16 protein-coding genes are annotated in these 19,013 nt (G+C 70.6%); 7 read left to right on the top strand and 9 right to left on the bottom strand.

Annotated elements, in window-relative coordinates; translation table 11 throughout:
* Positions 1-45 precede the first annotated feature (45 nt).
* Entirely contained in the window at positions 46-2,070 is a 2,025-nt protein-coding gene (locus ACN469_RS01710; RefSeq protein ID WP_498763452.1) for a PAS domain-containing sensor histidine kinase, read from the top strand.
* Here ACN469_RS01710 and ACN469_RS01705 read toward each other — a convergent pair whose 3' ends face one another.
* A complete protein-coding gene (locus ACN469_RS01705; RefSeq protein ID WP_498763451.1) occupies positions 2,071-2,760 on the bottom strand; it encodes a suppressor of fused domain protein in 690 nt (229 codons plus the stop codon).
* A gap of 194 nt (positions 2,761-2,954) precedes the next feature.
* Here ACN469_RS01705 and ACN469_RS01700 point away from each other — a divergent pair, with 194 nt between their 5' ends.
* Positions 2,955-3,995 carry a hypothetical protein gene (locus tag ACN469_RS01700; protein ID WP_498763449.1) on the top strand — a complete coding sequence of 347 codons (1,041 nt, stop codon included), beginning with the start codon at positions 2,955-2,957 and terminating at the stop codon, positions 3,993-3,995.
* Positions 3,996-4,030: 35 nt separating this feature from the next.
* Here the strand turns inward: ACN469_RS01700 and ACN469_RS01695 are convergent, their stop codons facing one another.
* The gene (locus tag ACN469_RS01695) at positions 4,031-5,203 is read right to left on the bottom strand and encodes a GNAT family N-acetyltransferase (RefSeq protein ID WP_498763447.1); all 1,173 of its coding nucleotides are present in this window, start codon (positions 5,201-5,203) and stop codon (positions 4,031-4,033) included.
* Between the two features lie 157 nt (positions 5,204-5,360).
* The gene (locus ACN469_RS01690) at positions 5,361-6,158 is read right to left on the bottom strand and encodes an acyl-CoA desaturase (RefSeq protein ID WP_498763446.1); all 798 of its coding nucleotides are present in this window, start codon (positions 6,156-6,158) and stop codon (positions 5,361-5,363) included.
* 215 nt (positions 6,159-6,373) lie between these two features.
* Here ACN469_RS01690 and bioA point away from each other — a divergent pair, with 215 nt between their 5' ends.
* On the top strand, positions 6,374-7,705 hold the full coding sequence (gene bioA, locus ACN469_RS01685; protein WP_498763444.1) for an adenosylmethionine--8-amino-7-oxononanoate transaminase: 1,332 nt from the start codon (positions 6,374-6,376) through the stop codon (positions 7,703-7,705).
* A 22-nt stretch (positions 7,706-7,727) separates the two neighbouring features.
* Here the strand turns inward: bioA and ACN469_RS01680 are convergent, their stop codons facing one another.
* Both ACN469_RS01680 and ACN469_RS01675 read right to left on the bottom strand, forming a co-directional pair.
* On the bottom strand, positions 7,728-8,792 hold the full coding sequence (locus ACN469_RS01680) for an AI-2E family transporter (protein ID WP_498763442.1): 1,065 nt from the start codon (positions 8,790-8,792) through the stop codon (positions 7,728-7,730).
* Between the two features lie 242 nt (positions 8,793-9,034).
* A complete protein-coding gene (locus ACN469_RS01675; RefSeq protein WP_498763440.1) occupies positions 9,035-9,559 on the bottom strand; it encodes a phage tail protein in 525 nt (174 codons plus the stop codon).
* Between the two features lie 683 nt (positions 9,560-10,242).
* Between ACN469_RS01675 and ACN469_RS01670 the strand changes: the two genes are divergently transcribed.
* Positions 10,243-12,027, top strand: coding sequence for a DUF7151 family protein (locus tag ACN469_RS01670; protein ID WP_498763438.1), 1,785 nt, complete (start codon positions 10,243-10,245; stop codon positions 12,025-12,027).
* Between the two features lie 439 nt (positions 12,028-12,466).
* Here ACN469_RS01670 and ACN469_RS01665 read toward each other — a convergent pair whose 3' ends face one another.
* Entirely contained in the window at positions 12,467-12,997 is a 531-nt protein-coding gene (locus ACN469_RS01665; protein ID WP_498763437.1) for a GNAT family N-acetyltransferase, read from the bottom strand.
* A gap of 145 nt (positions 12,998-13,142) precedes the next feature.
* Between ACN469_RS01665 and ACN469_RS01660 the strand changes: the two genes are divergently transcribed.
* Complete coding sequence (locus ACN469_RS01660; protein WP_498763435.1) at positions 13,143-13,667, top strand: hypothetical protein; 525 nt, start codon at positions 13,143-13,145, stop codon at positions 13,665-13,667.
* A 630-nt stretch (positions 13,668-14,297) separates the two neighbouring features.
* Complete coding sequence (locus ACN469_RS01655) at positions 14,298-15,047, top strand: DUF1338 domain-containing protein (RefSeq protein ID WP_498763433.1); 750 nt, start codon at positions 14,298-14,300, stop codon at positions 15,045-15,047.
* Positions 15,048-15,051: 4 nt separating this feature from the next.
* Here ACN469_RS01655 and ACN469_RS01650 read toward each other — a convergent pair whose 3' ends face one another.
* Positions 15,052-15,612 carry a maltose acetyltransferase domain-containing protein gene (locus tag ACN469_RS01650; protein ID WP_498763431.1) on the bottom strand — a complete coding sequence of 187 codons (561 nt, stop codon included), beginning with the start codon at positions 15,610-15,612 and terminating at the stop codon, positions 15,052-15,054.
* 235 nt (positions 15,613-15,847) lie between these two features.
* Between ACN469_RS01650 and ACN469_RS01645 the strand changes: the two genes are divergently transcribed.
* Positions 15,848-17,944, top strand: a complete 2,097-nt coding sequence (locus ACN469_RS01645; protein ID WP_498763429.1) for a S9 family peptidase — start codon at positions 15,848-15,850, stop codon at positions 17,942-17,944.
* Positions 17,945-17,963: 19 nt separating this feature from the next.
* On the opposite strand, the gene ACN469_RS01640 is transcribed toward ACN469_RS01645, so the two are convergent.
* On the bottom strand, positions 17,964-18,284 hold the full coding sequence (locus ACN469_RS01640; protein ID WP_498763427.1) for a DMT family transporter: 321 nt from the start codon (positions 18,282-18,284) through the stop codon (positions 17,964-17,966).
* A gap of 15 nt (positions 18,285-18,299) precedes the next feature.
* A complete protein-coding gene (locus tag ACN469_RS01635) occupies positions 18,300-18,893 on the bottom strand; it encodes a GNAT family N-acetyltransferase (protein WP_498763425.1) in 594 nt (197 codons plus the stop codon).
* Between the last annotated feature and the right edge of the window lie 120 nt (positions 18,894-19,013).

The raw sequence follows: 19,013 nt of genomic DNA, 5'->3' as shown, positions 1-19,013 counted from the left end.
GAGTTTTTGCCTCCGGGAGCTGTGGGTGCTCGGAGTGGGCGGGGCATGTCGGCGACGGACACGAAACAGGCAGGCCCGAGCGCGGATGCGCTGCTGGATGCGCTGGAGGAAGCGGAGCGCCATGACTCGGAAGGGTGCATGGTGTTGCGCGCCGTGCGCGACGAGTCCGGCGTCATCACCGACTTCGAGTGGCTCTGGTCCAACCCCGCCGCGTCGCGCGCGCTGGGGCGGGGCACGGACTCGCTGCGCGGCTTGCGGCTGAAGGACATCTCCCCCATCGCGGGCCTGGGCGGACGGCTGGCGGTGCTCAAGCAGGTGGTGGAGTCAGGTCGACCCGCCGCGGACAGCTTCCCGGAAGGCGACGCGTGGCTGCTCGGCACCGCGGTGCCCCTGCGGGACGGCGTGCTGCTGCGCCTGCGCGACGTCACCAGCGCCCTGCGCATGGAAGAGGGCCTGCGCGACACGCTGGACTGGGTGCGCGACGTGCTGGAGAGCACGCCCGAGGCCTTCTTCACCGTGGATGCCGAGTGGCGCATCACCTACGTCAACCGGCAGGCCGCCGAAATCACCGGCCGCACGCAGGAGCAGGTCTTCCGCCGGCTGCTCTGGCAGGCGTGTCCGGAGCTGGTCGGCACCTTGTTCGAGCGCGAGCTGCGCCGCGTGGCCGCCGAGGGCTCCTCCACCATCTTCGAGGTGCGCACCTCCCCGGACCGGTGGCACGAGGTGCACGCCTGGTGCTCGGGGCAGAACGTCTCCGTCTTCTCGCGCGACATCACCGGCAAGAAGCGCGCGGAGGCGGAGCGCGATGCGCTGCTGACGCGCGAGCACTCCGGACGACTGGAGGCGGAGGCCCTCGTGCGCGAGCGCACCGAGGAGCTGGTCGCCGCGCGCGAGCGCCTGGTGCAGTCGGAGAAGCTGGCCATGGCGGGGCAGCTCGCCGAGGGCGTGGGCCACGAAATCAACAACCCGCTCTCCTATGTCAGCGGCAACCTCCAGTTCGCGCTGGAGCAGTTGGAGCTGTCGATGGAGGTGGGCGCCCTCGGGAAGAACGCGCCCCTGGCCGAGGCGCTGGAGGCGCTGCGCGAGGCCCGAGAGGGCGCCGAGCGCATCCGCGTCATCGTCCGTGACTTGCAGACGTTCGCCCGCGCGGACGAGCCGCACCTGTCCCCGGTGGACGTGCACGCGGCGCTGGAGTTCGGCCTCGCCATGGCCATGCCGCACCTGCGCTACCGCGCGGAGGTGGAGCGCCGCTTCGCCGAGGTGCCCACCGTCATGGCGCACGAGGCGCGGCTGGGGCAGGTGTTCCTGCACCTGCTCGTCAACGCGGCGCATGCGATTCCGGAGGGGGACTTCACCCGGCATCGCGTCACGCTCTCCACTCGCGTGGTGGGGCCGTGGGTGGTGGTGGAGGTGTCGGACACGGGACACGGCATGACGCCCGAGGTGGCCGAGCGCGTCTTCGAGCCGTTCTTCACCACGCGCGCGGTGGGCGAGGGCAGCGGGCTGGGGTTGTCCACGAGCCTGGGCATGGTGCGCAGCATGCGCGGAGAGCTCACCGTCAGCACGACGCCGGGCGTGGGCAGCACCTTCAGCGTGCGCCTGCCGGTGACGGAGGCGGTGCCGGACGCGGTGGCGAAGGGCGCGACGCAGGACGTGCCCGTGCGCAAGCGGGTGCTGGTGGTGGACGACGAGCCGCAGCTCGCGTCGCTCCTGCGGCGGCTGTTGGGCAAGCACCACGAGGTGGTGGTGCGGCACAGCGGGCGGGAAGCGCTGGCGCTGCTGGAGCAGGACGCGGACTTCGACCGCGTCTTCTGTGACTTGATGATGGCGGACGTGACGGGGATGGACCTGCACGCGGAGCTGCTGTCGCGCGGGCCGGAGCTGCTGTCGCGCTTCGTCTTCATGACGGGCGGCGCGTTCACCGAGCGGGCCCGCACGTTCCTGCAGACGGTGCCGCTGCCTCGAATCGAGAAGCCGTTCGACCCGGGCACGCTGCGGGCGCTGGTGGAGGGAGCACCACCGCGCGCCAGGGCCTTGGAGCCGCTGGCGCGCGTGGCTCGGAGCGGGTGACTACAGCTTCACTTCCTCGCGGTCCGGGTGGGTGATGTACCCGGTGCCGGCGGCAATCAGCTTCTCCATCAGCTTGTCCAGGCCGTTGGAGCGCGCGAAGGCCATCTCGTTCTTGGTGACGCCCACGAGCGTGAGCAGCTCCACCTTGCCGCTGGGCAGGGTGAAGTGGTCGGGGCGGGACGGGTCCCTGACGAAGACGAAGCCGCCCAGCTTGGAGTCCCCGCCGTCGAGCGTGCCTTCCACCGGGTAGCGGTGGTTGAGGGCGAAGGCGCGCAACGTCACGAGGTTGTAGGCCATCATGTCCAACAGCCGGAATACGGGCCACTTGGCCTGTTCCGGTGTGTGGATGACCATCTCGTAGCCGATGCCACTCGGTGACTCGTCGGGGAACTCCTCACCAGGGGCCACGGTGAAGGGATTGGACAGCCCGCTGGTGACGTAGGTCCAGTAGGGGTAGTCCGGGCTCGGTGGCGCGGCGCGCACACCCATGGGTCCCCAGTTGGGGTCCGCTTCACCTTCTACCTGCGCGAGGTCGCTCTCCATCCAGGCCTGGATGGCATCCGTCTGGTCGAGCGTGAAGACGCCTTCATCAATGGCGCCGAACATCTTGGGGTACTCGACTTCATCGCGGTCCGCCCAGCAGTCTTCGTACCACTGGATGAAGTCTTCGTTCGTCTCCGGTGCTTTCATGACGGCCCCACTCTAGAGGGTCACCCCGGTTTCACAACTTCCACGTGAGGGTCCCCTCTCGCGGCTGGCAGATGGGAAACAGGGGCCCACCCTCCTGGTTGCCCCCCGAGGCCCCCGGGAGGGCAGGGGTCGCTGGCCTGTTCCCCCTCGGTGGGATAGGCGGGGGGACGAGGTTTCCGCCTGGGAGGCGCCGCGTGGAGCATGCTTTTCGAGGAGTCGTATCGGGGGGCTGCATCCATGACGAGCAGGAGCTGATGCTGGTCGTCAGCCACCCCCACCCGGACAATGATTTCGGAGGCGGGCCGGGCCCGGTCCAGGAGTGGAACCAGCCCGTGGACGCGGAGGCGTACTGGGGCCTGGTCGACTCCGACTGCGACCCGGACGACGCCAGGTTCGAGGTGGATGATTACCAGCATGTAGCGGTGCGCACGGCGGGCGCGTGGACCCTGGAGGCGGTGGTGGTGGTGGGGACCATCGACGCCCTGTGTCGATTGGGATCCAACCGCCATGGAGCGTTGGTCTCGTATGGCGGCTCGGCGCACTTCGTGGCCATCCGTTCGAGCGAAAGCGGGAAGTGGGAGCCGCTGGAGTACGAGGGCGTTCCAGAGGGGCTGGTGGAGACGCGGGTGTGCTTCAGCGGTGAGGACATCGTGATGGCGGGGAGCCGAGGTTTCGAGCTCGACTCGCCCGCGGAGGTGGGGCTGCTCGTGCGCGCGGAGGGGGCCATGCGCTGGACGCAGTCCCTGGGACAGTTGCCGGGGCGGGTGCTCGCGCTGGACAGCTGTCCAGGAGCGGATGGGGCGCGGGTGCTCTACGCGGGCGGCCAGAGCATCTGGATGCATGGGGAGGGGGGCTGGCGCGAGGTCCACTCGTTCCCGCGCGGGGAGGTGTCGTTCGTGCGGTGTTTCCCCTCGGGCGAGGTGGTCGCCGGGACGACGCAGGGGGATGTCATCCTGGGCACGGCGGAGGCGTGTCGCGTCGTCGCTCGCGTCGGTCGCATCCACTCGGCCGAGCGGTGGGGTGGCGAGTTCTTCGTGGCGGATGAGGACAACGTCTACCGCGTGGACGCCTCGGGCTTCGAGCGGTGTGCTGTTCCCAAGGAGTCGTCCGTGGCGAGGAACGTGTCGGACGTGGGCCGGCTCGTCGTTGGAAATGACCGGCTGTGGCTGGCCGGGAGCCATGTGCTGGCTTCGAGCGTGGACGGGAAGCGCTGGACGACGCACCCGGTGCGGTGAGCAGGGCGCCTGTCTGGGATTGGCCCGAGCGCTGTCTAGGTCTTCGGCAGGGGCCAGGGCTTGAGGCCTGAAATCTGCTCCGCCTCTTGCACGGCCATGTTCAGCCGTGCCCGCTCGCGCCGCACGTGGTCGCGCACCGCGCCGTCCAGCCGGCGGTCGAAAATCACGTGCGCGCTGTGCACCGCCGTGGGCTCGAAGCCCCGGGACACCTTGTGCTCGCCGCCCGCGCCCGGCTCGAAGACCTTGCGCCCCGCGCGGATGCAGTCGTCCACCGAGTGGTACAGGCACACGTGGAAGTGCAGGAACGGGTGCTCCTCGGTGCTCCCCCAGTAGCGTCCGTAGAGCCGCTCCTTCGTCGCCAGGTTGAAGGCCCCCGCGATGACGCGCCCCTCGCGCACCGCCTCCACCATCTCCACCGTGTCCGGCAGGGCCTTGAAGATGCGCGAGAAGAAGCCCGGCGTGAGCTGCACCCGGCCCCAGGAGTGTCGCTCGCACGTGGCCTCGTAGAACCCGTACGCGCGCTTCGCGTGCGCCGGCGTCAACTCCGTGGTTCGCACCGTGCGCAGCGTGATTCCCTGCGTGGCCGCCGCCGCCCGCTCGCGCTTGAACTGATTGCGTCGCTTGGAGTCGAAGCGCGACAGGTATTCGTCGTAGCTGGCGTAGCCCGGGTTCTTCCACTGGAACTGGAGCGTGACTCTCCGGGCCAGCCCCTGCGCCTCCAGGAAGTCCGCCTCCTCGTCCGTCGGGTAGAGGATGTGCACCGACGAGCAGCCCGCCTCTTGCGCGCTCTCCACCGCCACGGACAGCAGCGCCTTGCGCAGCGCGGGCACGTCCTCGCCTTCCGCGATGAGCATGCGCGGCACCGTGGCCGGTGACAGCGGTCCTCCGACGATGAGCTTCGGGTAGTACTCCACGCCGAGCCGGGCGGCGGCATCCGCCCACCCGAAGTCGTAGATGTACTCGCCCATGCTGTGGGACTTCAGATAGGCGGGCGCGGCGGCCACCAGCTTGGGGCCTCGCCACAGCGTCAGGTGGTGCGGCGCCCACCCTGTCTCCGCGGTGGCGCTGCCGCTCTCCTCCATCGCCGCCAGCCACGCATGGCGCGCGAAGGGTGGCGCGTCCGGACCGGCGAGAGCGTCCCAGTCAGCGGCCGGGACGGCCGTCACTGCGTCGAGGATGCGGGGGCGGAGGGGAGTGTCTGTGGGCACGGGGGGAGGTTTTAACGCGCGCCCCGCGTTCGCGCCGCCTGGCCGTGGGCTTGCGTTCACCCCAGCCCTGCTCGGACTGCCAGGAGGCCCGTTCGCCGGGGGAGGAGGCTTGTGGGCCTCTTCCCTCCGGTTCGGTCCGTTCCCGGGGACGACGGACTCAGGCCGCCCGGGCGGCGCCCGCGTCGTGCGCGGCCTCTCGGCGAGGCTCCGGCCACACCGCCCGCTGCGGCGTGGCGATGCGGATGACGCCCAGCTTCGCCAGCACGCGCATCACCTGCCACGTCGGGTCGATTTCAAACTTGCGCGCCGCGAAGTTGGGGCTGCTGCCGAACTTGTGGTGGTTGTTCTGGAACAGCTCCCCCATGCAGAGCAGCTCGACGGGCAGCGTGTTGCGCGACTTGTCGCTGCTGTCGAAGTTCCGGTAGCCGTACTTGTGCCCGCACCAGTTCACGATGGCCCCGTGCACCGGGCCCATCAGGAAGTGCACCGGCAACAGCAGGAACTGCCAGGGCGCCGTCGCGAAGGCCGCGTAGAACGCCGTGTACAGCGCCACCCACCCCAGCGTCGCCAGCCAGGACGTGCGCAGCGTGTCGTCCACCAGCGGCCACTCGGGATAGCCGCCGAGGAACCGAGCCTCCGGCTGCCCCCGGCCCGCCGTGTAGTCCTCGTAGCGCTTCTTCGTGTGCATCATCATCCGGACCACGTCCGTGAAGAAGTGCGGCGAGTGCGGGTCCTTCTCCGTGTCCGAGAAGGCGTGGTGCTCGCGGTGCAGAATCGCGTAGGCCTTGGGCGACAGGTACGACGAGCCCTGCACCAGGTAGGTGAGCAGGTGCATCACCCGCTCCGTGCGCGGACCCATGGTGTACATGCGGTGCGCGGAGTACCGGTGCTGGAAGAAGCTCTGGAAGAACACACAGAGCAGCCAGTGCGAGATGAAGAAGACGAGGACGGCCATGGCGCTTTCCCGGGTCGGTGTCAGTGCCAGGAGAACACCGGCCATGTCATGGCCACGTCATCCGAGGCCGGAAGGTGCCCCCGGAGCGGGGCCGGGTGAGCCCTGACTTCAGGCCCCCATCAGTCGGACGCACCGCGCCAGCGCATGACGCGCGGTGACAGGGGCCCGAATTCCGGTACGGAGCACCTCTCACAGCCATCGACAGGGGTGCACACGTGGAGCGGGCCGACATCGTCAAGCTGGACAAGGGGCACGTCTGGCACCCGTACACCGCCATGGAGGCGTACATCGCGGGGACGGACCCGCTGGTCATCTCTCGCGCGGAGGGGCCCTACCTCTTCGACGTGGATGGCCGGCGCTACCTCGACGCGAATGGCTCCTGGTGGGTGTCCACCCTGGGCCACCGCCACCCGCGCCTCCTGCGCGCCCTCACGGAGCAGGCCGGGCGACTGCCCCATGTCTCGCTCGCGGGCATCACCCACGAGCCCGCCGCCGCGCTCGCCTCGGAGCTGGTGGCGTTGGCCCCCGGCGCGGACCGCCAGGACCTGCCCGCCGGTGAGCGGCTGACGCGCGCCTTCTACTCCGACAACGGCAGCACCGCGGTGGAGGTGGCCATCAAGATGACCGCCCAGTACTGGGCGCAGAATGGCCAGCCCCGGCGCACGCGCTTCATCACCCTCTCCGGCGCGTTCCACGGGGAGACCCTCGGCTCCACCAGCGTGGGCGGCGTGCCCCTGTTCCGCGAAATCTTCGGACCGCTCCTCTTCGACGTGGTGCACGTGCCGTCTCCCGCGGAGGAGGGCGGCTGGGAGCGCGCCTTCGCCCAGGTGCAGGCCGCGCTGCGCGAGCACCCGGAGGAGATTGCAGGCGTCATCGTGGAGCCCATCATCCAGGGCGCCGCGGGCATGCAGATGTACTCGCCGGACTTCCTGCGCGCGGTGCGCGAGGCCACCCGCGCGGTGGACACCTTCCTCATCGCCGACGAGGTCTTCACCGGCCTGGGCCGCACCGGGGCGCGCTTCGCCGTGGACCTGGCGGGCGTGGTGCCGGACCTGCTCTGTCTGGCCAAGGCGCTCTCGGGCGGACTGATGCCGTTCGCCGTGACGCTCGCGTCCGAGCGCATCTTCTCCGGCTTCCTCGGCGCGTCGTCGCGCGCGCTGTATTACGGGCACTCCTACTGCGGCAATCCGCTGGGCGCGGCCGTCGCTCGCGAGGTCCTCGCCGTGTATCGCGACGAGGACGTGCTGGGGCAGGTGGCTCGCAAGGCGCCGAAGGTGAAGGCCGCGTTCGAGCGCATGGCCGCGACGCTCCCCGGGCTGGTGCGTCCGCGCGCCATCGGCATGGTGGGCGCGGTGGACCTGGGCGGTGGGGGCTACCTGGCGAGCAGCGGGTGGCGCGTGTACGAGGCGGCGCGGCGACGCGGGCTCTACCTGCGCCCGCTCGGTGACACCGTGTACATCGCGCCCGCGCTCAACATCCCCGACGCCGCGCTCGACGAGCTGCTGGCCGGCGTGGAGGACTCACTGCGCGAGGTGGCTCGCGGCTGACGGCGCGGCGCTCGCGGTGTCGTCAGGACGGCCCGGGCGGTAACACGGTGGCGCCCACGCGGGCGAGGCGGCGCTCCTGTCGGAACAGGAGCATCTCCCGGAAGAGAATCTGCACCGTGGCCGCGACGGGCACCGCCACCACCGCGCCGACGACGCCCGCCAGCTCCGCGCAGAACAGCACCGCCAGCAGGATGAGCAGCGGGTTGACGTGCACCGTGCGCCGGAACACGAGCGGCGCCAGCACGTTGCCCTCCAACTGCCCGTACAGCACGAAGTACGTCAGCACCCCCACCGCCATCCACATCCCGCCCGTCGCCCACGTCAGCAGCGTGATGAGGCCACCGGCCATCACCGGCCCCGCGTAGGGCACCATGCTGGAGAAGCCGCTCACGATGCCCAGGGCCAGGAAGTACGGCACCCCCAGCGCCGCGAGCACCGTGGACGTGAGCAGCGCGTTGAAGGTGCAGATGAGCGTGAGCCCCATCAGGTACCCGCCGGTGGCCCGGTACACGTTGCGCAGCACGCGCACGTAGCGCATCCGGTGCTCCGGCTTGGGCAAGTCCAGCAGCCGCTTCAGCAGGCCGCCGCCAAAGACGAGCATGAAGACGACGAGGAAGAAGACGCTGAGCGCCCCACCCACGAGCCCCACCATGCTGCCAATGGCCCGCACCACGAGCCCCGGCAGTGTCCCCGTGGCGAGCTCCGGCGTGGCGTCCTCGAGCTGCCGCGCCCACCCGAGGTTCTGCAGGCGCTCGTTCACTCCCCGGAAGGGACGGGACTCGCGCACCTCCTGCCAGAGATGAGGCCACTGCACCACCAGCGCATCCACCTGCGCCGCCGCCGCCGGAATCACCAGCAGCGCCAGCAACCCCAACACCGTCAGCGCGGCGAGCAACATCGTCGCGATGGCCAGCGCCCGCGGCATCTTCCACCGCTCCAGCCGCGAGACGCCGTGCTCCAGCGCCAGGGCCAGCAGCGCCGCGATGCCCGTCAGTGTCAGGGCGACCCGCGTGCGCACCACCAGCACCACGAGCACCAGCACCGCCAGCACCACGAAGCACACCGTGAACACCGTCTTCGGTGTCACCTGGGAGCCCTGTCTCGTTTCTCCCTGCTCCGCCACCCGTACCCCCACGCGACACACGCCTGCCTCGTGGGGGTATGCAGTGCCTCGCCTGGATGCCAGCCTCCCCGCACCCGGACACCGGTGGATGTCAGGTCGGCCCCACCCGTGCCTGGGACCGCCGGCACGGCGTGTTCAATCGCTGACACTGACGATGCCACACACGCCCCTCCTGGAGAGGCGCGCCCGGCTCGTGACGCTCGACCTCAGGTGCGCGAAGGGAAGACGCCTTCCATCGCGATGATGAAGTTGATGGCCAGGAACGGAGACATGTTGTTGTGCGGCTGGTTGCCGCCCGCGATGCCGATGGCCGCCGGGTTCATCGTCCCGTCGATGGGCGCGGCCCGGTAGTTGAGGACCGTCGCGGTGCTGTCCGTCGCCAGCACCACGCCGATGGGCGTCTCCGTGTCGCCTTGCTGCGAGCTGACGTTGAGGGTGTGGTTGTGCGCCGGCATCTGCGTCGAAATCAGCGTCACCGTCTCCGCCCCGCCCTGCTCTCCCAGGGTTCGAGGTGACAGCCCCGGCCCCTGCCCGGGCTGCATCGGATAGCGACCGCGCAGGTCCGGCAGCGCGAAGGTCGTCGTCCCGTTGCCTCCATACGTCGTACCCAGGAGGGAGAAGAGCGCGGTGTTCTGCGCGATGGGGAGAATCTGGCCCTGGCAGAACGCCCAGCCACGCGGAGCGAAGTTTCCCGCGAACATCACGATTTCACCGACAAATGGCTCGGACACGTGTACGCCTTTCGTTGCTTGAGTGTGTGTGTTTCACGCGAAACCCAGCACGCGTCTGTCTCCTGAGCAAAGCATCGGCCACGCTTCGTCCATGGGTCGCTTTGGAGTCGGGAAGCGCTGTGGGACGCCTGCTTCCAGAGTGGGCGTGAGCGGCGGGTGTCACCTGCCCCGTCGCGTCATGCGTTCCAATGTGACGCGAGGTGCGTTCGCTCGGAACGCGTGGGGAGGGCTGTTTTCTCGAATGCCTTTCGAGCCACAATCCCTCACGCCCTGCTGAGTGGGGCGTGCACCCCCAGTCAATCCATCCTGGCTCGTGACTTGCTCTGGGCTTCGGCCCGGAGTTGCACGACGAGGAGATCCACCCCATGGCTCATATGAACTGGCGACACCCCACGTACTGGACGCGGGGCCTCCGCGCGCTACCGATGACGGCGATGTTGCTGTTGTCCGCGTGTGAAGAAGGCTCGCAGGGACCTCAAGGTCCACAGGGGCCGCAAGGTCCCGCGGGTCCCGTAGGTGCAACGGGCGCTCAAGGCGCCTCGGGTCCAGAGGGTGCTCAGGGCGGGGTGGGCCCCAAGGGAGACAACGGCGACGTAGGTCCGGTCGGTCCAGTGGGGCCGCAGGGCCCCGAGGGCCCTCAGGGTCCCGCCAATGGGCCCCGGGGTGAGGAAGGAAAGCCCGCCGTGGCCCGCACGTCCGCGGAGCTCGCGGGTGCCAACTGCGCCACCGGCGGCGTGAAGCTGGAGGCGGGCGTCGACGACAACGAGGACGGCGACCTGGATGACGACGAGGTGGATGTCACCAGCTACGCGTGCAACGGCGAGCTGGGACCGCGGGGCGTCGAGGGCCCGCGAGGCGCCGAAGGTCCTCGGGGCGCCGAGGGTCCGCAAGGTCCGCAGGGACAGCAGGGCGTCCAGGGACCGCGGGGGGAGACCGGCGCGACGGGCGGCGTGGGCCCCGCGGGTCCAGTGGGGCCGGCGGGTCCGGTGGGGCCGCAAGGGCCTCAGGGCGGGACGGGTCCGGAGGGCCCGGAGGGACAGCAGGGCACCACGGGTCTGAGCGCGCTGGTGCGCACGTCGGCTGAAGGGACCGGGGCCAACTGCGCCACCGGCGGCGTGAAGCTGGAAGTGGGCGTGGACGCCAACCGCAATGGCACGCTGGATACCGGTGAGGTCAACGCGACGCTGACGCGGTACGTGTGCGCGGGGCCCCAGGGTCCGCAGGGCAACCCGGGCTCGCAAGGTCCTCAAGGGCAGACGGGTCCGCAGGGCGCCGCGGGCATCCACTCGGTGGCGGCGACGGCCGTCGAGCCGGCGGGCGCCAACTGCGCCACCGGCGGTGTGCGGCTCCAGTTCGGCCAGGACGCCAACGGCAACGGCACGCTGGACGCCGGTGAGGTCAACGCGGCGCTGACGCGGTACGTGTGCGCGGGGCCCCAGGGGCCGCAGGGCACTCCCGGTGCGACGGGCGCGCAGGGTACGCCGGGCACCACCGGTGCGACGGGCAATCCCGGTGCGACGGGCGCGCAGGGTCCGGTGGGCGCGACGGGTCCGCAGGGGCCGGCGGGTTCGACGGGCGTCTACGGTGACGGCTCGGGTGGCTTGCTCAACGTCGGCCTGGGCAGCACGCTCGACCTCTCCACGGCCGCGGGTATCACCAACCTGGGGGCAGGGCGGCAGCACCTCCAGTTCACGAACGTGACCATCGCTGGAGAGCTCCGTCTCCCCAGCGGCACGGTCATCCGTGCCACGGGTGATGTCACCGTCTCCGGCACCATCACCGTCTCCCCTGGCACCGAAGACAGCGGCGCGGGTCCCGCGACGGCGGGCGTGTCGCGGGCCGCCGCTGGCGAGCCGCAGCGAGGCCTGGGTCTGCCGGCCCTCCAGGCCGCGCAGTTGCTGCGTCCGGGTCCCCAGGGTGGTGGCTCTGGCGCGAAGACCGTCGGGGTGAGCGGAGGCGGAGGAGGTGGCTCGCTGGTCATCCTCGCACAGGGCAACGTGCGGGTGCCTCCGGGCGGCAGCATCGTCGCGAGCGGCGGGGCTGGAGGCACCTTGGCCAACACCCCTGGCGCGGGCGGTGGTGGTGGCGGTGTCGTCGTCATCGTGGGCAAGGCCAGCGTGACGGTGGGCGGCGCCATCCGCGCGGCGGGCGCCGCGGGAGGCAATGGCAACAACGGGGGGGGAGTGGGCAAGGGTGGTGGCGGTGGTGGCGGCGGTGGCATCGTCCACCTGCTCTCCAGCCTCAGCCCCACCGTGACGGGCACCCTCGACGTGACTGGTGGAGCGGCGGGTACCAACGCTCCTCCCCAGGGCTCGAGCGTCTCCGTCTCGGCGGGCGGCGGCGGCGGCGCGATGGGCGGCGATGGCGGAGACGGTGGCGGTGGTTCCCCCATTCTCACGCCCGGCGCTGGCTCGCTTGGCTCCGAGGTCCGGACCGTGGTTCCCGCGCCGGAGAACATCTTCCTCTGATGAGCGGAGGACGGCGCACCCTGGCGCCCGCCGTCTCGTCCTCGAGACCTGACGGCGGGAGTCGTGGAGGAGGTCGCGTCGCTGAAGTGGTTCACCTCGGCCCTCTCGTGGGGGCGCTCAGGTGTCCCCCGCCGTCGGTCTTCGGGGCCTGACGGCGGGTGTCGTGATGGACGCGGTGAATCGTCGGGGGGACACCGCTGGCATCCAGGCCATGGACGAGGCGCGAGCGGCCCCGTGCCGGTCCATGGCTTCATCACCCGGGTCGTGCGAGCGACCCCGGAGCAAGCGCGCGGAGCGCCCGCCTGGTTGTCTTCAGGGGCTCCGCGCGCTTCTTCGTATTTCCCCGGCGGTCGTCGTGAGACGGCGCGCGCAATCGGCGCGCGGCCCGTTCGTGTTCCGGGGGCATGGCGCGCTTCCCCCAAGCTGGGCTTTGTTGCCCTCAGCCCGCACGTGACGCGGGTGTCCACTCCATGGCCACGTACGGAGAATCTTCCCGCGTGAGCGGAGCACCGGGCTCCACCTGGAAGCCCAGTCGCGAGTACAGCCCGCGAGCGGGGCTGTCGTGGAGGACGTGCAGGCGCACGCACACGCGAGCCTCGCCCGCGGCCTCCAGCAGCTCGCGCAGGAGCTGCGTCCCCCGGCCCCCGCTCCGGTGCCCGGGCAACAGGGCGATGTCCACCAGCCGCCACTCATTTTCGCCGCGCACCACCAGCAACCTGCCCGCCGGCTGACCGTCCACCAACACCACCCGGTCCTCCGCCGTGGGATATCGCGCGGCCCAATCACGTCCCCGGGCCAACCACTGCATTCGCAGGAACGCCTCGGCTTGCGCGGGTGTCCAACCCCACGCCGCCAGCTCGCCCTCCCGCGTGCTGGCGTACAGGGCGAAGAGGAAGTCGCTGTCGGAGGGGGCGATGGGGCGCGAAGCCAGGGGCACGGTGCCGCGAAGCATGGCCGCGCGGGTCGCCACGCGTCCAACGCTCGACATCGCGCGCGAGCCCCGTTCGCCACCCGACGCGCGGGTGAAGCAACCGCGAACACCGACGTCCGTGGATTCGAGGTCCACACGTCAGACCTGGATGAGAGCTTCGGGGCAATCCCGACAGGAGCACGAGATGAAGAAGACGCGAGACCCTGAACTGACCCTGGCCCTCCAGGAGGCCCGCGAGACGGAGGACCGGTGGCGAGGGCTCGCCACGCGCCTGCTGGAGCTGGGGGACGACGCGATGGACGCGCAGCTGCTCGTCGCCTTCCGCGCGGCGCGCGAGGAGGGCGTGGTGCCGTCCGACGCGGGCTTCTTCCTGGTGGCCCACATCCTCACCGCCATGGCGGACGAGGCGCTGACGGAAGTACCGCGCGTCCAGCGCCTGGCCCTGGAGCTGGACTTGATGGAGCGCGAGTACGGCATGGAGGACGGCATCTGGCATGACGACGAGGAGCCGCCGCCGGAGGACTGGGAGGCCCTGCTCGCCGAATACGAGAACGCGTGCGACGAGGCCCGCGCCGCCTTCTTCCGCGCCTACGGCGAGGAGGACATGGCCCGGCTCTACGTGGACGACCGCGTCTGCTTCCACCGCCGCTTCGAGAGCGGACGCCGCTTCTTCCACGGCCTGCCCATGCTCCCCGAACACCTCCACTGACCCACGTCCACCGTGAAGCGGCGCGTCATTCTCGGGCGCTGATGAAGTGTGTCTTCGTCAGAAGAGAAATCGAGAGAAGGGGAAGATTTCCCGGGGGCCGCGTTCATCTGCCTGCCAGCCGGGTCCGCCGTTTCGCGGAGCTCATCCGCGCGTACTTCTCCGCCCCAGTGGGGAGGTGTCGCGTGCGCATCCGGGGGCGCTCGGGGGTTGCCCAGCGCGAGCCCGGTGTGGGGTTTCGCGGTGGAAGAGGGTGGGGGTGGGCCTGGGGGCCTGTCTCCGCCCTCGCCTGCGACACGGACGCTGACGAGGACGTGACGCGGCACAGCAACAGCGCAACTTTACCTTCACAATCGTGTCAATTAGTGGGGCTTCAGGGTGGCGCAACGCGGCTTTGATGACCACCCTTGCGCGGTACTGGCGTTTTCCAACGTCGCACCCTATTTCGCCGCACGACTTCGGGTTGCGCGAAGCAGGCCGGAACGGAAGTCAATGCATACCAAGAAGGGTACAGAGACTCGAAACTCCAAGGCGAGTCTCTAGCGCGCGGCGCGCGTCTCCGAACGAAGTCCCCTCCAAGGGCTCGGGGCCGCGCGCCGCCGCACTTTTCTGGGCGGATTAGAGTGCGCCGCCATGACGACTTCTCAGGCCACCCGGCTGTTGGACTTGCTCTGGGAGCGCTACGCCTCCGAGGTGCCCTATGCGCGCACCTTCGTGCAGCTCTCCGGGGGCAGCTTTCGCAATGACCATGTCGCGCTGCGCTCGCTGGCGCGGCCCGGCGGCGGCATCGCCCTCTTCTCGCGTCCGTTCGAGCGGCTGGGTTGGAAGGCCGCGGGGGCGTACACCTTCCCCGACGCGCACCTGTCCGCCATCTACCTGTCCCACCCCGAGGGGCTGCCGCGCGTCTTCATCTCCGAGCTGAAGTCGGAGGAGCTGTCGCAGCGAGCCCGCGACCTGCTCGGCACGCTGCCCGAGGACCCGCCGCCGCCCGAGGACGTGGACGCGCTGGCGGCGTGGTTCTGTTCGCCGCCGCCGCCGTCGGAGGCCGCGCTGCTGGAGCTGGAGAAGGAGTCGCAGTACGGCGCCTGGCTCCTGGCCTTCGGCCGCAAGGTGAACCACTTCACCGGCTCGGTGGACGACGTGGAGGCGTGGCAGCAGCGCATGCGCGACGCGGGCGTGCCCATGAAGGCGGACATCGAAGGCGCGCCGGGCACGTCGCTGCGGCAGACGGCCACCCAGGCCGCGCCGCTGTCGGTGACGCTGCGCGAGGGCGGACGCAGGCCGTGGCCCTACGCGTACTTCGAGATTGCGCAGCGCACGCCGGACTTCGACGGGTTCCTGGGCCCGCAGGCGCGCGCGCTGTTCGACATGACGAAGCGCTGAGGCTTCAGCGCAGCGAGCGGATGACTCGACAGGGATTGCCCGCCGCCAGCACGTACGGCGGGAGGTCCTTCGTCACCACGCTGCCGGCGCCGATGGTGACGCCCTCGCCGATGGTGACGCCCGCGACGATGATGGCGCCGCCGCCCACCCACGTCTTCGCGCCGATGGTGACGGGCCGCGCCAGCTCCGGGCCCTTGATTCGCTCGTCCGCGTCCAGCGGGTGCGTGGCCGCGTAGATGTGCACGTTGGGACCAAACGACACGTCGTCACCAATGGTAATCTGGTTGCAATCCAGGATGACGCACTGGAAGTTCATGTAGACGCGCTCGCCCAGGGTGATGAAGGTGCCGTAGTCGCAGTGGAAGGGCGGCTCCAGGTAGCAGCCCGCACCGCGCTTGCCGATGAGCTGGTCCAGCAGCTTCCCGCGCGCCTCCTCGTCCTCCATCAGCGTGTCGTTGTAGAGGCGCAAGAGCCGGCGCGCCCGGGCGCGGGCCGCCGTCAGCTCCGCGTCCCAGCCGTTGTACAGCTCCCCCGCAAGCATCTTCTCGCGCTCGGTTCGTGCCATGGCCGCCAGTCTTCACCGGCCCTGGCGCACGGCTCTGTCGAAGTGGGGCGTCTTGTCATGCGATGGACGCGCCGAGGCACTGCTCGCACGCCAAAACTTCCGAGGTCCAACGAATGACGAGTCCTTTCAGGAAGGGGCTGGTAGGGCGCGCGACGCAAGTGTCCGGACGCGGGGCCGTCCCACTCATGTAGTCTGGTGCTCTGTTCCAGACCCGTGGGGGGATGTGTTGATTCGGATGGTGGCGAGAGTCGTTGGCCTGGGGATGGCGCTGTGCTGCGCGGCTCCCGCGTTCGCGCAGGGCCTGGGTGAGTCCGCGCCAGGGCCCTCCGCGTTGGACCGCGAGACGGCGGTGGTCGTTCGCGAGGCCGTGACGAAGACGGGCAAGCCGTCGGTGGAGTCCATCCTGGGCGTGGTGGCGCGCACCACGCGCTTTCGCCAGGTGGCCCTGTCTCCGGACGGCAAGTGGGTGGCGTGGGTGGAGGTGGCGTCCACGGGCGGCACGCTCATCCACGCGGTGGAGCTGGACGTGCGCGAGCCGAAGGCGGTGCGCTTCAGCGCCTGTCCCGAGGCGCGCTCGTGTGACGAGTCGTCCATCGCCTGGAGTCCGGAGGGCAAGCGGCTGGTGTTCCTCTCCGACGCGCTCCAGCGGGGACAGCCCCAGGTGTACGTCGCGGAGCTGGAGCAGCCGGTGGCGCGGAAGCTGACGTCCTTCACGGGGCCGGTGGCCTCGCCCCAGTGGTCTCCGGATGGCGCGTCCCTGGCGGTGCTGGTGATGGAGGGCGAGGGGGCCGAGCAGGCCAAGGGCCCCACGGGGCCCGCCGCGCGCGAGACGGGCGTGGTGCGCGAGTCCAGCCCGGTGAGGCGCGTGGCGCTGGTGTCCGTGGCGGACGGCGCCCACCGCGTGGTGTCCCCCGAGCAGCTCTTCGTCTACGAATACGCGTGGAGTCCGGACGGCACGCGGCTGGCGTTCATCGCGGCGCCGCCTCCCGGAGACGCGAGCTGGTGGCTGGCGAAGCTGCACGTGCTGGAGACGGCCAACGGCCGCTCGCGCGTGGTGTACGCGCCCCGGTGGCAGCTCGCCGAGCCGGTGTGGAGCCCGGATGGGAAGCACGTGGCCGTCATCGAGGGGTTGATGAGCGACCAGGGCACCAACGGAGGGGATGTGATGCTGGTGCCGCTGGAGGGCGGCAAGGTGAGCAACCTCACGGCGGGGATGAAGGCGACGGCGACGACGCTCGAGTGGGTGGCGCCTCGCAAGCTGCTGTTCGGCGCGCAGGTGCGAGGCGAGTCGGCGGTGGCCTCGGTGGACCCGACGGCGCAGGGCGGGGTGACGGTGCTGTGGAAGGGGCCGGAGCGGCTGAGCGCGGGCGGCCCCGTGGGCCTGTCCCTGTCGCGGGACGGCAAGCGCAGCGCGGTGATGCGCGAGTCCTTCACGCAGGCGCAGAACGTGTGGGTGGGGCCGGTGGGGGACTGGGAGCGCGTCACGCGTCGCGAGGAGGACCTGCGCGTGCTGGCGGGCGAGGCGAGGGACTTGTCGTGGAAGAGCGACGGCGTGGAGGTGCAGGGGTGGCTGGTGGCGCCCGCCGCGTCCATGGCTCCCACGGGCGGCGCGCGGGCGCCCATGGTGACGATGATTCACGGAGGGCCGGCGGCGGGCGTGGTGCCCTCGTTCCGCCCGGACGTGCTGCTCTTCACCGCCCGGGGCTACTACGTCTTCCTCCCCAACTTCCGGGGGAGCTTCGGCCAGGGCGCGGACTTCGCGCAGGCCAACCGGCGCGACTTCGGCTACGGCGATTTGCGCGACGTCGTGTCGGGCGTGGACGCGGTGCTGGCGCGCGCGCCGGTGGACCCTTCACGCATTGGCGTCACGGGGTGGAGCTACGGCGGCTTCATGACCATGTGGGCGGTGACGCAGACGCAGCGCTTCCGCGCGGCGGTGGCGGGCGCGGGCATCGCCAACTGGCAGAGCTACTACGGCACCAATCGCATCGACGCGTGGATGCGGCCGTACTTCGGCGTGTCCATCTACCAGGAGCCGGAGGTGTACACGCGCAGCTCGCCCATCAACTACGTGAAGCTGGCGCGCACGCCCACGCTGGTGCTGCACGGCGAGCGGGACGTGGAGGTGCCGGTGACGCAGGGCTACGAGTTCCACCACGCGCTGAAGGAGCTGGGGGTGAAGACCCAGTTCGTCGTCTACGCGGACGAGGGCCACACCCTGCGCAAGCCGGAGCACGTGGTGGACAGGATGCGGCGCACGGTGGAGTGGCTGGACACGCACCTGCCGGCGGGCTCCAACGGTGCTCCCCGGCTCGCCGCGCCCCAGCGCTGAGGTCGCCCCGCGCGGGCGGCTAGTGGGCGCCGCGCAGGTTGAGCAGCACGACGCCTCCGATGATGAGCCCCACGCCCAGGAGCTTCGTGGCGCTCATGGGCTCGTCCAGGAAGACGACGCCGATGGCGACGATGGCGGCCGTGCCCAGGCCGGACCACATCGCGTAGGCGACTCCCACCGGCACCTGCTTCACCGCCTGCGCCAGCAGCGCGAAGGCCACCGCGTAGCCCGACAGGCAGCCCACGGTGGGCCACAGGCGGGTGAAGCCCTGGGTGGACTTCAGCAGGCTCGTCGCCACCACTTCGCAGGCGATGGCCCCCAGCAGGAACAGATACGCCACGGTGTGACCTCCAGACTATTCGGCGGTGGTGGGGCTGCCCTCGGGGGCGGTGAGGGCGGTGAGGACGTGGTCCCTCCACTGGCCGTTGATGCGCAGGAAGTCGCGCGCGTAGCCCTCCACCGCGAAGCCCAGCCGGCGCAGCACCGCGGCGCTCCGGAGGTTCTCCGGGAGGTGGTTGGCCTGGATGCGGTGCAGGCCCATGGTGGTGAAGGCGTGGGTGCAGACGGCGCGCAAGGCCTCCGTCATCAAGCCCCGGCCCTCGTGGCGGTGGTCCATGCCGTAGCCCAGCGTCGCCGCCTGGAGCGGGCCCCGGATGATGTGCGCGAGGGAGATGTTGCCGATGACGGGCGCGGAGGACAGCGGCTCCTCGCGCGGGAGGACCACCAGGCGCAGGGACAGGTCGAAGCGCGCGTCCTCCAGGTCCTGCGCCAGCCGCGTGCGCCAGTACGTCAGCGTGTAGAAGTGGGCGGGACGCGTGGGGGACACCAGGCCCAGGTGGTCGCGGTTGGCTTCGTAGTAGGCGACGACGCGCGCCGCCCCGTCGGGAGGCAGCTGAGTCACCCTCAGGCGCTCGGTGGTGAGCAGGACGGTGTGCTTGTCGGAGGCCATGGCGAGAGCGGCCCGGCAGGCTATCGCGTCTCTACGTCGCGCGCGCTGGAACTGGAGGGCAGGAGGGTGCTCGACGGGGCCGCCGGAGCACCCCGCTCCGGGCCTTCAAGGGCCCAGGGG

Source organism: Corallococcus terminator, assembly GCF_049194865.1.
GTDB lineage: Bacteria > Myxococcota > Myxococcia > Myxococcales > Myxococcaceae > Myxococcus > Myxococcus terminator_A.
The sequence above is the reverse complement of the archived record's forward strand: the minus strand, read 5'-3'. Positions and strand labels throughout refer to the sequence as shown.